This window comes from uncultured Amnibacterium sp., from assembly GCF_964250715.1.
In the GTDB taxonomy this organism is placed as follows: domain Bacteria; phylum Actinomycetota; class Actinomycetes; order Actinomycetales; family Microbacteriaceae; genus Amnibacterium.
Genome location: NZ_CAXUGX010000001.1, coordinates 485,344 through 498,950, shown reverse-complemented (window position 1 = coordinate 498,950; position 13,607 = coordinate 485,344). Strand labels below are relative to the sequence as shown.

Below are 13,607 nucleotides of genomic sequence, written 5' to 3'. Positions count from 1 at the left end.
CCATGACGAGCGACAGCGCTCAGCATCCCTCCGGCGCGCCCGAACGGAACCCCGTGCCCGCCCGCACGGCCGACGAGCCCATGCCGACCCGTCGGGCCGAGTATGGCCGCCCGGACCACTTCGTGTTGCACCTGAGCGACACGCATCTGCTGCCGCGCTACGGACGTCTCTACGGGCGGGTCGACCCCTCCATCACCGTCCGCCGCATCCTGGCCGAGCTGGACGCGACCGGCACCCGGCCCGAGGCCCTGATCTTCACCGGCGACCTGGCCGACCACGGCGACGCCGCCGCCTACCGAACGCTGCGCGCGATCGTCGAACCAGTCGCCGACCGAATGGGTGCCCAGGTGATCTGGTGCATGGGCAACCACGACCGGCGCGAGGTGTTCCGCCAGGAGCTGCTCGGCCAGGTCGGCAACGCCCGTCCCGTCGACCGCGTGGACGACGTGAACGGCCTGCGCGTGATCACCCTCGACACCACCGTGCCCGGCGAGCACTGGGGCCACGTCACCGGCGACCAGCTGGACTGGCTGGCGGAGGAGTTGGCGGTCGACGCCCCGCACGGCACCCTGCTCGCGATGCACCACCCGCCGCTGCCGACGATCCAAGACCTGGCGACCCTGGTCGAATTGCGCGAGCAGGCCGGACTGGCGGAGGTGCTGGAGGGCAGCGACGTGCGGCAGATTCTGGCCGGGCACCTGCACTTCTCCACCGCCGGCACCTTCGCCGGCATCCCCGTCTCGGTCGCCTCCGCCACCTGCTACACGCAGGACCTGACCGCCGCTCCCCGATCCACCCGACCGCAGGACGCCGCCCAGTCGTACAACCTCGTGCACGTGTGGGGCGACGTGGTGCTGAACTCGGTGGTCCCGGTCACCGGCGCGCCGGCCCTGTCCTGGACGTCCGCAGAGGAGAGCGAAGAGATCCTTGCCGAGCACGGCGTCGTGGTCCCCGCCGCCGGCTCCGCAGCCGAGCCCACCCGCCCGGACGCAGTCGATACCGAACTGCAGGCCATGACCTCGCCGATCACCCTGCCCCGACTCCCCGACTGACACTCCGCACGGTGGTCACACGCGCTGCCAGTCGGGGAGATTGGCGAGGGTGTGGTCGTAGTACTCCACGAGTGACAACCGTGACGCGGCGGCGCGGTCGAGGATGACGGTCGTCTGCGCGTGCAGTTGCAGCGCGGACGCTGGAACCATCGCCGTCAACGGCCCCTCGACAGCGGCTGCGACGGCGGCCGCCTTCTCGGCCCCGTGCGCCACCAGCACGATCTCTGTGGCCTCTCGGATGGTGCCCAGTCCTTGCGTGAGGCAGTGCGTGGGTACGCGGCCGAGGTCGCCGTCGAAGAATCGGGCATTGTCGGCGCGGGTCCGCGGTGCGAGCGTCTTGATGCGGGTCCGCGAGGACAGCGAGGAGGTCGGTTCGTTGAAGCCGATGTGACCATTGGCGCCGATACCGAGGATCTGCAGGTCGATTCCTCCTGCGCGCCGGATCGCTTCCTCGAACCTCGCGCACGCAGCCTGCAGATCCGTCGCCGACCCATCGGGTACGTGGATGCGTTCCGGATCCATCCGCAGCGGGCGAATCACCTCGCGAAGCAAGGTCGCCGCATAGCTGTGCTCGGAGTGCGGGAGTAAGCCGACGTACTCGTCGAGCGCGAACGCCGTCGCCTCGGTGAGGTCGAGATCACCGGTCTCCACGAGCGACGCGAGTGCTGCGTAGGCGGTGAGGGGAGAAGAGCCGGTTGCGAGTCCGAGGGAGGCCGCCGGGTCGCCACGGATCACCCGCCGGATCCGCGCGGCGGCTGCCTGCCCGACCGATTCCCGGTCGGGCACGATCATGACCTGCACGATCAGCCGTGGATCTTCTGGAGGAGCACGAGCGCTCGGTCGACGGAGTGCAACAGGGGTGGCGCGGCGCCCTCGTCGGAGTCGCGTTCGTGCGTGACCGAGTGGATCCACTGCTCGGCGACGGCGTACCAGTCGACCGGCGTCGTCGGTTCGCCGAGGAGCACCTTGCGCAGTTCGGTGAACCAGAGCGACCACCGTTGCCCGTAATAGGTGCCGACGACGCCGTTCCAGTCTCGGTTCGCATACTCGGTGAGGACGAAGTCGTCGCGGGTGCCCCAGGAGGTGAGGAGCCGCGCCGCCCACTCGACCAGCTCGTCACGCTCGTCCGAGGAGACACCCCAGGCCCTCGCCGCGTCGAGCCAGGTGTCGAGACGGAAGTCCGGATGCGCGGCCAGGATCGTGTCCTGGTGGCCGATGAGGTCGAGAAAGGCGCCGACCGCGTCGTCGAACGCGCCGATGTCGTGGTTCGCGTGGGCGGCGCGGACGGTGCCGAGCATGGTGCGAGCGGCGTCCGCGGTGGCTTGCCTCGAGATGTCGACGAGGTCGTAGGTCAACGACGGCGACGACGGGAGTCGGCCGGCAGCGCTCCGGAGGAACTGCATGGCGGGCAGGAGGGCGCCGGGAGGGTAGGGCAACGTCCGGGGACCGACGAGGCTGGCCTGGTTCGCGTCGAGACTGGGAATCGCGGCGATGACCGAGTCGGTGCCGGCGTAGAAGCTGAACGCACCGAGTTGCTCGTCGGCGTCCTCAGCCCCGATCGTCGTCATCGGGAGCAGCGCTGACGACGGCGCTCGGTCACGAGAACCCGCATCGACTTCCTCGCCGGCGAGGGCGAGTGTCGATTCGGGCGGCGGCGGGGCCGATTCTGCGGTGCGCCACGGTCCGTAGGCGGTCTGTCGCAGGACCTGCCAGGCGGCGATCGCGTCCTCGTCGTGTGCGCCGTAGCGCGCGATCACCCACTTCGGAAGCCAGTCGTCTAGATCGATCGGTCGGGTCGTCCAGGTGAGGTCGTGGAACAGGTCCCAGACCACAGGGTTGTTCGCTACTCCCTCTGCCGTGTCGGTCAGGCCGGCGAGTCGGTTCGAGGGCGCTGCAGCGAGCGACGCGGGTGTGCGGGCGATCGCCTCGAGGTCGCCGTAGAGGCTGAGGCGGCCGCCGTAGTTCGGCAGGATCCCGCAGACCCATGGGGCGTCGCCGTAGACGCCGGGACGCGTCCAGTCCTCTCCCGTCAGATCCAGCACGAGCAGGCGTGCCGGGTCCAGTGCGTCGAGCAGGTCCTGTCGCGGGTTTCCCCCCCACGCTTGGATCACCCACGTGTACGAGTCAGCGGCGGCACGCATCGCCGTTTCGACGCCGCGGGCCGCGTCGGCCAAGGGAACGTCGCCCAACGTGCCGCCCTCGTGCAGAAGGTCGACGGCCCAGGTGCCGGTGACTCCGAAAGCGTCGTACTGCGCTCGGTAGAACCTGGCGGCGACGTCGGCGTACAGGCTGCTCGCCGAGCTGAGCCAGTCGGGTCGGACCGGGCCCGCGACATCCATGAACCAACGGCCCTGCGGAACGACTGTCGCATTGAGATTGCGGTCGGCGAAACCGGCAGGCACGGTCCCGCTGAAACCCGGGAGGATCGGCCGGATCTGGAGCTCCGCCATGCGATCGAGGACGCGGCGGGCGAGATCGACGCGGCGATCGATCAGGCCGACCGTCGTGCCGCGCCCGAAGTACTGGATGTTGTTCAGCCACTGCCACGCCTGGTGCGACGGCGGAACGATCCAGGCGAGCAGCTCGTCCTCTCGGTAACCGAAGTTCTGGAAGGCCTGCAACCACACGACCTCTTGGCCGAGCGTGAGGTGCGCTGCGTTGATTCCGCTGGCTGCGAGCAGGTCGAGTTCGCGCTCCCAGGCGGACCAGTCGAAGAACGGGGTCGTGTAGCCGGCGACGGTGATGTTGTAAGCGACCCGCCACGGAAACCTCGTCTCGCTCGCGAGCGAGCCGTCGGCGGGCAGCGCCGAGGCGAGCCGCACCCCTGAGCGGGAGACGCTGCCGATCCCCGTGCGTCGAGCGAATTGTGCGTACCCGGCCAGCGCGGTCGCCGGTGTCGTCGCGCTGATCGCGAGGACCCCGGCGTCGACGGTCACCGCGAATGAATCCGTGCCCTTGTCGGATTCGACGAGCTCGACGCGGATCTGCTCGACCGGAAGGCCGCTCAGGCGGTGCACTCCGGCGACGGCGGTATCGATCGAGGTCATCGTGCGGTCTCCAAGGGGATTTCGACGGAGGGACGTGTGCGGTCGAGCTGGTCGACGATCCGAACCGGTGCGAGCGTCGGCCAGACGCTGCCATCGCCTTCCGCGACGAGCACAGCCCCGAGCAGTGCGGAGTGGGCACCGAACTCGGACAGGAAGATCGGCGGCGCCGCTCGCCAGCCGAGCTCGTGTCCGAGGTATTCGGCCAGCGGATCCTGCAGGACGTTCCCGGCGAGTGCGAGGCCACCGCCGAGAACGATGACCGCCGGGTCGAACATGGTCACGAGCGACGCGAGCCCGATCGCGAGCGTCGACACGGCTTCGTCCCAGATCCGGGCCGCGACATCGTCGTCGTCGAGGCGCCGGACAATCTCCTCCGCCGACGAGGCCTCGTGACCGGTTCGGCGGTACCGCCGAACGATCGCGGCCGCGGACGCGTAGGCCTCCACGCAGCCCAGCTGCCCGCAGGTGCAGCGTTCCCCGCCACGTACGGCGACGACGTGTCCGAACTCGCTCGCCGCGCCCGATGCCCCGCGGACGACAACGCCGTTGGCGACCAACGCAGCGGCGATACCGGTGCCGATCGGGATGAATGCGAAGTCCGCATCACGGGTGCGGGGGTTCAGATGCTGCTCGGCGAGTGCGCCTGCCCGGGCGTCGTGTTCCACCGCGACCGGTACTCGGAAGTGGTTCCGGAGCATCCCGGCAAGGGGGACGTCTTCCCATCCGAGGTTCACTGCGCGACCGATGACGCCCGACGCGCGATCGACGATGCCGGGACTCACGAGCCCGATCCCACCGAGGGCCACGCCCGCTTCCGTCAGGGAATCAGCGAGGGTGTCGACGAGGCCGGTGAGCGCGTCGAGAGCGGCGGTGCCGCCGCCGCCCGTCGCGATGACCGATTGCCGCACGACCGTGCTGTCGGCGGTGATCGCGATGCCCTTGATGGTGGTGCCGCCGATGTCGATCGCGACCAGTCCTCGATCCTGCGGGGGCGCCGTGTGGGTCATCCCTGCCGCAGTTCGACGACGGCACCGGTGCCCGCGGACAGGCGCGCGGCTTCCACGATCTGCGTCGTCCGCAGGCCGACGGCGCCGTCCGGTGCCGGCCGAGAGCCGGTGCGGACCGAATGCAGGAAGTGATCGATCATCGCGCCGTCGAAGTCCAGCCCGAACGGTACCCACGCGGGGCCGTCCGCGAGCGTGCCACCGACGTACCGACTCATGGCTCGCATGCTCAACGATCCTCGCGTGCCGGTGACCTGCAGCTCGACGTCACCCCAGACCGCTGCGTTCAGCGGCTGGCTCCACGAGCAGTCGATCGTCGCGAACACTCCGGACGGGTAGCGCAGGGTGACGAGACCGCCCGTCTCGACTTCGAGGTCGAGGTCGCCGTGGAGCACGCCGTTGCTGACCGCGCGCACGCTCACCGGCGCCTCGCCCAGCAGGACGTCGAGCAGGTCCGCGCAGTGCACCACATGGTCGACGAGTGCACCGCCGCCGGACCAGATGGACTGGGTGAACCAGCGGCGATCGCCGGTCGGGATCTTGCCGTTGTTGGTACCGAGCACGCCCAGTACGTCTCCGACCTCGCCGGCGGCGATTCGCGCCGTGAGCTCGGCGAACGCCTGGGTGAAGCGGATCGGGAACGCGGTCATGAGCAGGACGCCGGCGTCGTCGCACAGCCGTACGATCTCCTCCGCGTCGGCGGTACTCGTGGCGAGCGGCTTCTCGCAGAGCACATGGGCGCCGGCGCGCACGGCGAGCCGGACCGCATCGACGTGCCGGCTGTTCTCGGTGCAGATGACGACCGCATGAGGTCGCCAGGCGAACAACTCCTCGTACGAGTCGACGTACGCGGCGCCCAGCTGCTTCGCGAACTCGACCCCGCGGGGCAGCTCGCCCTCTGCTGCGATCCCGCCCGGGTCGCAGGTCAGCACCTCGATATCGCAGGCGCCCAGCAGGTGTCCGATGTAGGAGGCCGCGTGCACGTGCGCGAACGACATGACTGCGACGCGCATCCGCTTCTCCTCACTCATCAGGCGTTCACCACCGAGAGCTCGCTCAGCGTGGTTTCGTCGAACGGCACGGGTGCACCGAGTCGCACCGATTCCAGCGCCGCTTCAGCGAGTCCGATCGCAATCACGGCGTCGTTCCCCGTGACACGCGGATCCGCGCCTCCTGCGAACGCCGAGACGAACTCGCGGATCTCGGCCGTGTAGGGGCTCTCGCCGACGAGTCCGGGAAGGGATGAGTTGCCGGATGCATCGGTCGACAGGTTGGCCTGAATCTCCGCTGTCGTCGCCGAGTCGTACTGGAGCCGGCCCGCCGAGCCGGCGACGTCGAACGACGTGGTGAACCGCATGCCGGGTGCCCCCCAGACGCCCTGAATGAAGGAGAGTGCGCCCGACGCGTGCGTGAGCACCGCATGGCAGACGACGGGAGCCCTCACGCGACTGTCGAGCGTCGTGGGGTTCTGGCTGGCGAACACCTGCACCACCGGACCGGCGATCCACCGGGCCTGGTCGAGGTCGTGGATCATCTGGTCGAGCAGCAGGCCGCCGGAGTCTGTTTCGTCGAAGAACCACGAACCGGCGGGCGCCGGGCCGCCGCGAGTGAATCGCAGAACGGCGAGTTCACCGAGACGGCCGGCGGCGACGGCGTCGCGAAGCGCGACGTACTCGGGGAAGTAGCGCACGACGTGACCCGGGTAGATCTTCCTCCCGAGTCGCCGTGCGTCGTCGATCAGCCGCGCGGCGGCGGCTGCGGTTCGCGCGAGCGGTTTCTCGCACACCACATCGGCACCCGACTGGAGCGCACGCCGCGCGATCTCCTCGTGCGTCGGCGTCGGTGTGCAGACGTCGACGATCTCGACCGAGTCGAACAGCTCCTGCAGCGACGGCACCGTACGGAAGCCGAAGCGCTCCGCCAACGAGACGGCTCCGGTCTCGGAGAAGACGAGCACCTCCGCGTCGAGGTCCCTCCACGCGGCTGCGTGGACCGTGCTGATGACGCCCGCTCCGACGAGACCGACCCTGAGCTGATTCATATTCACCTGATCCGAGAGTCTGGAATCACTTGATTCCAGAGAAAGCAAGGCCGTCGATCACCCTGCGCTGCATGATGAGGAAGATGACGAGGATGGGCGCGGCGGCGAGAAGGGCGGCGGCCATGAGTACCGGATAGTTGGTCGTGAACTGCCCCTGCAGGGTCGCCAACCCCACCGAGAGTGGCTGGCTGCCGGGCTGCGTGGCGACCACGAGCGGCCAGAGCAGGTCATTCCATGAAGCCAGTACGCCGATGACGACAAGCGCCGACAGGCCGGGAACAGCGAGCGGAAGCATGACCCGCCAGAAGACCTGGAACGCGTTCGCCCCGTCGAGTCGGGCGGCCTCTTCCAGATCCTCGGGCAGGCCGAGGAAGAACTGCCGCATCAGGAAGGCAGCGAATGCGCTGAACAACCCGGGCGCGACGATACCGGGTATGCTGTTCAACCATCCGAGGGCCTGGATGATCTGGTATTGCGAGATCAGAAACACCTGAGGCGGGACCATCAGTATCGCGAGCACGAAGCCGAAGATGATGTTCCGGCCCGGGAAGGGCATCCGCGCGAACGCGTAGCCGGCCATCGACCCGAAGATCACCTGTCCGAGTACCCGCAGCACGGTGATCGTGACGGACACGGCCGCCTGCGACACGAACGGCAACTGGGCGAATACGGCGGGATAGGTCTCCGGATGCGGCTCGGACGGCAGCAGGTGGGGCGGGATGGCGGTGACGTCGCCCTGCGTGGAGAACGAGGCGATGAGCTGCCAGGCGAATGGGAAGAGCATCACCAAGCTGCCGATGACGAGTACCGCGTGGGCGTCGATGCTCGGCGGGCCGGTGCGCCTGCTGCGAGCACGACTCGCGATCGCTTCAGACATAGTTGACCCATCGGCGCTGCAGTCGGAATTGGAGCGCCGTCACGAGTGCGACGAGGACCAGGATCACGAGCGCGATCGCCGCCCCGTAGCCCCGGTTGTTCGAGACGAAGGACTCGTTGTAGAAGAGGTAGACGAGCGACTGCGTGGAGTTGATGACCGGATTCATCTGCCCGATGATCGCGTAGAGCAGATCGAAGAGTTGAAATCCTGCGATCACGTTGATCACGGTGACGAAGAAGATCGACGGCGTGAGGAGGGGAACCGTGATGCTCCTGAACTGCACGAACCGTGATGCGCCGTCCAACGCGGCCGCCTCGTACAATTCGGGTGGAATCCCGCGCAGTCCGGCGGACAGGATGATGATGTCGAAGCCGACCGCCATCCACAGCCCCACGATCGAAACGGCAACGATCGCGAGGCCGGGTGTGGACAGCCATCGCGGCGACAGCCCGCCGAACAGATGCAGGACGGTGTTGATGATGCCGAAGTCACCGTTGAACATCAGTCTCCAGACCAGCGCGACCGCGACCGGCATCGCCAGATACGGCAAGAAGAACATCGTCCGGTAGACCGTCGTGAAGCGCAGTCCGGGCCGGTTGAGCAGGCTGGCCAGCACCACGGAGATGGGGACTCCGAGCAGGACGATCGCGATGTAGACCACCGTGTTCAGCAGGGCTGAGGGGATCTGCGGATCCCGAACGAGTGCGATCCAGTTGGTCAGACCCGAGAAGGTGGATCCGCCGAACGGCCCCCAGGTGGTGAAGCTGAAGTACGCCGTCTGCAGGATCGGGAACAGGTAGAAGACGACGATTCCGAGGAAGAACGGCCCGACGAAGAGCACTGGCCACCAGCCGGACCTGGTGGTGCTCCGACGCCGCCGGGAAACCGCCGTCCGCCGTCCGGCCACGGGTGTCGTGGCCGGACGGTCGATGGTGGACGTGCTCATTCCTTCGCCAAGGCGGTGTTCATCACCGTCGCGAGCTGCTTCTCGGCCGCGTCGACGCTCAGCTGCCCCGAGAACGCCTGGGCGGCGAGAGCGGGCTCCTTCGCGGCCCAGGCGTCGGTGTTCTTCGATGCCGGGTACGGCACGGAGTATTTGATCGCGTCGACGAAGGTCTGCAGACCGAGGCCGGGATGGCTCTTCACGAACCCGTCCGCGGTGCCGGTGTAGGCGGAGATCGCGACGCCGCTGCCGGCCTGGATGACCTGCGCCTGCTTCGATGCGGTGAATGCCTGGAACGCCTGCGCCGCGGCGAGGTTCTTCGACTTGGCGCTCACCACGTTCGAGAGAGCGTGTCCGACCGTCGCCTGCTTCGTACCCTGCGGAAGCGGGATGGCGACGAAGTCCGCAGCGCTCTTCGCGCCGGCCATCTCTGCCACACTCGCGCCGGCGATGCTCGGGTACATGGCGGCCTTGCCGTTGACGAACCACTGGTCGGCGGTCGTCTCGGACAGCTGCTGGATGGTGGGAGACGACCCGTCGCTGACGAGGTCCCGCCAGATCTGCAGGCCCTTCTCACTCGCCGGAGTGTCCCACCCGGACTTCGTGCCATCGATCACCTGGCCTCCGTATGCGAACACGGAGCTGTAGTAGGTCGTCTGCCCGAACAGGTAGAACGAAGTGCCATAGATACCCTTCGATCCGAGCTTCTGCCGGATCTGCTTGGCCAGCGCGCGGTAGTCGTCGTAGGTCCAACCTGCGACGGGGATCGAGACCCCGGCCTGCTTGAACAGTGCCTTGTTCACCCACATCGCGTTCGTATCCACGTCCTTCGGCACCGCGTACCGCTTTCCGCCGTAGGTGTAGAACTTCGTCAGGTTCGCCGGGTAGGCGGAGACGTCGATCTGCTTCCCCTTGACGAGGTCGTCGATCGGCGCGAGCTGGCCGTTGGCCGCGTACAGCTGGAAGTACGGCATGTTCATCCAGAACACGTCCGGCAGCGTGTTGGACGACGCCTCCGTCTGCAAAGTCGTCCAGTACTGGGCGTACGGCACCACGGAGTCGGTGACCGTCACCTTGGGGTACTTCTTCTCGAAGGCCGCGACGATCTTGTCCATGGCCGCCTTCTGGTTCGGATCCCAGAAGGCGTAGGTGATCTTGCCGGACACCTCGGACGGGTCGGCCGCCTTCGTCCCGGTACTGCTCGCCGAACAGCCGGCGAGGGCGAGAACGAGAGCCGCCGCTGCAGCGACTCCCGCGAAGAGCTTCGGAGTTCTCATCTGTCTTCCTTCATCGGTCGGTAGTGGGGGTCAGTGGTGCGAGGAGGGGGAGGAGATCGTTGAGTCGCCGGCCTTCTGAGGCGCAGCGGGCTCGAACGCCGCTCGGGCGCGATCTGCGCGCCGCATCGACTTGAGGCCGGCGGGGGCAGGGACGATGCCCTCGGCGCCGTACACCGACATCGCGGACAGCTCGTGGGCCCGGAGTACCGCCCCGATGACGACGGCGTCGGCCCCGAGGTCGGAGCGGACGAGCGTCGGAACGGCGGGAATCCGGATGTGGCTCCTGACCGCTTCTCGCAGCACACCGAGCACGACCTCCCCGGCCATGGAGAGCCCGCCCCCGAGCACGACCAGGTCGGGGTCGGTGACCAGGGCGAGCGCGGCGATACCGGGCGCGAGCGCGTTCAGGAACGCCGTCAATTCGTCGGTGGCTTTGGCGTCGCCGCGGAGGGATCGGGCGACGACCTCCTCGGCCGTCTCGGCGGAGCGCCAACGGATGTTGCTGGCGGCGTCCGTGGCCACCCCGTCGAACAGCAGGTAGCCCGCCTCTCCGGAGGCGTGGTGCCGACCTCGGTGGACCTTGCCTTCGATGAGGAGCGAGACCGAGATGCGGTGGCCGACCTGGATGTACACGACGTCGTCCGCCAGCACCGAGGCGCCGAGATAGTGCTCTGCGATGGAGGCGAGCCGGGCGTCGTTCTCGAGCACGACTCCGCAGGAGTACTTGGTGGTGAGGCGCCCGGCGACGTCTGCCGCATTCCAGGCCGGCAGAGCGTATGACATGGCAACGCGGCCATCCGGCCCGACGAGGCCGGTCACGCCCACTGCAATGCTGAGCAGAGGGCCGCTGTCCTCGAGGCTCTCCAGGAGGGCGTCGAGGAGCCCGCAGATGGTGTCGAATGCGGTCGAGCCACCGCGGGCCGGGTCGAGCGGCATCTCCTCCGAGGCGACCACGGTTCCTGCGAGGTCGGACACGGCCACGCGGATGAGGTGGCCGCCGACATCGACGCCCGCCACCAGTCCCGACCGCCCCAGGAAACCGAACAGCTTGGCGGGTCGGCCCGCGTCCCTCCCGCCGCCGACGCCGTCCTCCACAATCGCGACGAGACCTCGCGCTGTCAGTGCGCCGAGGCTGCCATCGACCGTGGGACGCGACAAACCGGTCCGACGGGCGATCTGCGCGATCGTCTGCGGACCTGCATCGCGGAGCGCGACAGCACATGCCACGTCGACTCTTTTCAACGAAACCAGCCTTCGTAATGGGGACGGTTGCAGTGAAGCATCCCGACCAGAACCGCGCAACAGATAGGTTGATCGACACATGAATATGTAACCTGACTGCAATAATCGCGCCGGACGGGACAGCCGAGAGGTGGAGTCGACACCGATGGAACTTCTCCCGACGGGGCCGCAGCGGTGACGGCCGGATCGCTGACGCTGACCAACGTGCAGATCGTCGACGTGACGACCGAGAAGAACGCGTGGATCGTGTTCGACAACGGCGTCATCGTCTCGCGGGGCGTCGGGGCTCCCCCTCACTCCTCGGGCACCCTGCTCGATGGACGGGGCGGCCTGCTCGTGCCGGGCTTCATCGACGCCCATGTCCACGGGGGTGGCGGCGGCAGCGTGGACGCCGGCGGAGTCGCGGCGACGGTCCGCGCACATCGTGAGCACGGGACCACTCGATCGGTTGCCTCCCTGGTCAGCGCTCCCCTGCCTCGACTCGTCGAATCGCTGAGCATGCTCGCGCCGCTCGTCCGTGCCGATTCCGGACTGCTCGGCGTCCACCTCGAAGGACCCTTCCTCTCGCCGGCAGCGCGCGGAGCACATGACCCTGGCGCGTTGGCCCTCCCGACTGCAGGGGCCGTCGACGCGCTGCTCGAGGCCGGGGAGGGCACGGTCGTCCAAGTCACGGTCGCACCCGAGCTTCCGGGCGCCATCGACGCCATCCGACGGTTCGTCGCCGGCGGGGTGCGGGTCGCGGTCGGCCATACGACGGCCGACGCGGAAACGGCCCGTGCAGCGTTCGGTGCAGGAGCGTCGATCCTCACTCACACCTACAACGCCATGCCGCCCCTGCTCCACCGAGCGCCCGGACCCGTGGGTGTCGCGATCATGGACACGGGAGTGACCCTCGAGCTGATCGCCGACGGGCTGCACGTGCATCCGATCCTCGTCGCAGGATTGTTCAGGCTCGCGCCCGGCCGCGTCGCACTCATCACGGACGCCATGGCAGCGGCCGGGGGAGCAGACGGTGACTACCGGCTCGGCGAACGCGCGGTGGTTGTGCGCGACGGAGCAGCACGACTTGCAGACAGCACCCTTGCCGGTTCGACGCTCACGATGGACCGGGCAGTGAAGGGTGCAGTCGACGCCGGCGTGCCGCTGGCCGAGGCAGTGCGCGCAGCCACACGCACCCCCGCCGCGATGCTGGGCCGCACCGACCTCGGCCGTCTCTCCCCCGGCGGCCCCGCCGACGCCGTCCTCCTCGGAGACGATCTTCGACTCGAGCGCGCGTGGGCCGCCGGGTCGCTATCGACCCCGTGAGCCCATGGCGCGGGTGAGATCCTTCACCTGGACTCCGGCCACGGGGACGTTCGCGCTGGCCGCAAGGGACCCTCCGGGAATGGGCGAGCGTCGTCACCTCGACCGGTGGTGAGTGCTCCGGAGCGGGCGTCGCCGAGGATGTATCGGACGCCCGTGAGCTTCTCGATGGAATCGAGAACCGTTGGAGCAGTAGCGGATGAATTCAGCACCCCGTGAACGACCGGCAACTTCACGTCGCCTGACACCTGCACGATCTCGGTCAACTCGAAGCCCTCTGCCGCTAGAGCGGGCCGTGACGCCCACAGTGTCGCGCCTGCGGCAGCCAACTCGGATTGCGAGTATGGCCGCTGCTCGACTGTGACACGGGCGCCCGTACCCTTGGCATACGCCTGGGCGGAAGCGAGTACTGCATCTGATCCGTGCCAGAGGAGGGTGATGCTGAAGGTGCTGGCGTCTTCAATGGCGCCGAGGTAGCCACTGCTCTCGAATGAGGGCTGATCGTTGTTCCACGTATCGATCGCATCGAGCTTTTGCTCGTCGTGAACATAGTTCTTCCCGATCTGCTGCTCCCATTGCTCAAGAGCACCATCGGGATCCGAACTCGGGCGGGGCTTCGCGTCGCGGGTTGATGCGCTGTGACCGGCCGCCGGGTGAGGCGCCCGAATGTGTGGCTCATGCGTTCCCTCTGCGAGCGTGTTCGTCGCGGCGAGCGCTGGGGTTGCCCCGCTCGCCAGCGGTGCGCCGCTGACGGGAGCGGCCCCAGCGAGCGGGAATGCCACCGCACCGCACGTCGCCCCGATCGCCCAGCGCATCACTCGA

The 13,607-nt window shown here is 68.2% G+C and carries 12 protein-coding genes and 1 pseudogene; 2 read left to right on the top strand and 11 right to left on the bottom strand.

All coding sequences use genetic code 11. The features are described from left to right. The first annotated feature begins 80 nt into the window (after positions 1–80). A complete protein-coding gene (locus ACFE7H_RS02315; RefSeq protein WP_375399697.1) occupies positions 81–1,052 on the top strand; it encodes a phosphodiesterase in 972 nt (323 codons plus the stop codon). Positions 1,053–1,067: 15 nt separating this feature from the next. Here the strand turns inward: ACFE7H_RS02315 and nagB are convergent, their stop codons facing one another. From nagB to ACFE7H_RS02265, 10 genes and pseudogenes are all read right to left on the bottom strand, one after another. Next, complete coding sequence (nagB, locus tag ACFE7H_RS02310) at positions 1,068–1,844, bottom strand: glucosamine-6-phosphate deaminase (protein ID WP_375399571.1); 777 nt, start codon at positions 1,842–1,844, stop codon at positions 1,068–1,070. Positions 1,845–1,855: 11 nt separating this feature from the next. After that, the gene (locus ACFE7H_RS02305; RefSeq protein WP_375399570.1) at positions 1,856–4,099 is read right to left on the bottom strand and encodes an alpha-N-acetylglucosaminidase TIM-barrel domain-containing protein; all 2,244 of its coding nucleotides are present in this window, start codon (positions 4,097–4,099) and stop codon (positions 1,856–1,858) included. Next, entirely contained in the window at positions 4,096–5,106 is a 1,011-nt protein-coding gene (locus ACFE7H_RS02300) for an ROK family protein (protein ID WP_375399569.1), read from the bottom strand. Before ACFE7H_RS02300 ends, ACFE7H_RS02305 begins: the two co-directional genes overlap by 4 nt. Continuing rightward, positions 5,103–6,116, bottom strand: a complete 1,014-nt coding sequence (locus ACFE7H_RS02295) for a Gfo/Idh/MocA family protein (RefSeq protein WP_375399568.1) — start codon at positions 6,114–6,116, stop codon at positions 5,103–5,105. Before ACFE7H_RS02295 ends, ACFE7H_RS02300 begins: the two co-directional genes overlap by 4 nt. A 17-nt stretch (positions 6,117–6,133) precedes the next feature. Next, a complete protein-coding gene (locus tag ACFE7H_RS02290; RefSeq protein WP_375399567.1) occupies positions 6,134–7,144 on the bottom strand; it encodes a Gfo/Idh/MocA family protein in 1,011 nt (336 codons plus the stop codon). A 25-nt stretch (positions 7,145–7,169) separates the two neighbouring features. Then, complete coding sequence (locus tag ACFE7H_RS02285) at positions 7,170–8,021, bottom strand: carbohydrate ABC transporter permease (protein ID WP_375399566.1); 852 nt, start codon at positions 8,019–8,021, stop codon at positions 7,170–7,172. Beyond that, positions 8,014–8,862, bottom strand: a complete 849-nt coding sequence (locus tag ACFE7H_RS02280; RefSeq protein ID WP_375399565.1) for a carbohydrate ABC transporter permease — start codon at positions 8,860–8,862, stop codon at positions 8,014–8,016. Before ACFE7H_RS02280 ends, ACFE7H_RS02285 begins: the two co-directional genes overlap by 8 nt. A gap of 101 nt (positions 8,863–8,963) precedes the next feature. After that, positions 8,964–10,241: an ABC transporter substrate-binding protein gene (locus ACFE7H_RS02275; protein WP_375399564.1), complete on the bottom strand. Its 1,278-nt coding sequence runs from the start codon at positions 10,239–10,241 to the stop codon at positions 8,964–8,966. 30 nt (positions 10,242–10,271) lie between these two features. Further along, a complete protein-coding gene (locus tag ACFE7H_RS02270) occupies positions 10,272–11,336 on the bottom strand; it encodes an ROK family protein (RefSeq protein ID WP_375399696.1) in 1,065 nt (354 codons plus the stop codon). Positions 11,337–11,354: 18 nt separating this feature from the next. Beyond that, positions 11,355–11,564: pseudogene (locus tag ACFE7H_RS02265) on the bottom strand (helix-turn-helix domain-containing protein); the annotation flags it as partial. Positions 11,565–11,657: 93 nt separating this feature from the next. Between ACFE7H_RS02265 and nagA the strand changes: the two are divergent. Then, positions 11,658–12,788: an N-acetylglucosamine-6-phosphate deacetylase gene (nagA, locus tag ACFE7H_RS02260; RefSeq protein ID WP_375399563.1), complete on the top strand. Its 1,131-nt coding sequence runs from the start codon at positions 11,658–11,660 to the stop codon at positions 12,786–12,788. 23 nt (positions 12,789–12,811) lie between these two features. Here nagA and ACFE7H_RS02255 read toward each other — a convergent pair whose 3' ends face one another. Continuing rightward, positions 12,812–13,567, bottom strand: coding sequence for a hypothetical protein (locus tag ACFE7H_RS02255; protein WP_375399562.1), 756 nt, complete (start codon positions 13,565–13,567; stop codon positions 12,812–12,814). Positions 13,568–13,607: the final 40 nt, after the last annotated feature.

Bases quoted from the DNA above. Each gene is read 5' to 3' on its own strand.
- ACFE7H_RS02295 (WP_375399568.1), bottom strand. From the start codon at position 6,116: ATGCGCGTCGCAGTCATGTCGTTCGCGCACGTGCACGCGGCCTCCTAC.
- nagB (WP_375399571.1), bottom strand. From the start codon at position 1,844: ATGATCGTGCCCGACCGGGAATCGGTCGGGCAGGCAGCCGCCGCGCGG.
- ACFE7H_RS02300 (WP_375399569.1), bottom strand. From the start codon at position 5,106: ATGACCCACACGGCGCCCCCGCAGGATCGAGGACTGGTCGCGATCGAC.
- ACFE7H_RS02305 (WP_375399570.1), bottom strand. From the start codon at position 4,099: ATGACCTCGATCGATACCGCCGTCGCCGGAGTGCACCGCCTGAGCGGC.
- ACFE7H_RS02315 (WP_375399697.1), top strand. From the start codon at position 81: ATGCCGACCCGTCGGGCCGAGTATGGCCGCCCGGACCACTTCGTGTTG.
- ACFE7H_RS02275 (WP_375399564.1), bottom strand. From the start codon at position 10,241: ATGAGAACTCCGAAGCTCTTCGCGGGAGTCGCTGCAGCGGCGGCTCTC.
- ACFE7H_RS02290 (WP_375399567.1), bottom strand. From the start codon at position 7,144: ATGAATCAGCTCAGGGTCGGTCTCGTCGGAGCGGGCGTCATCAGCACG.
- ACFE7H_RS02285 (WP_375399566.1), bottom strand. From the start codon at position 8,021: ATGTCTGAAGCGATCGCGAGTCGTGCTCGCAGCAGGCGCACCGGCCCG.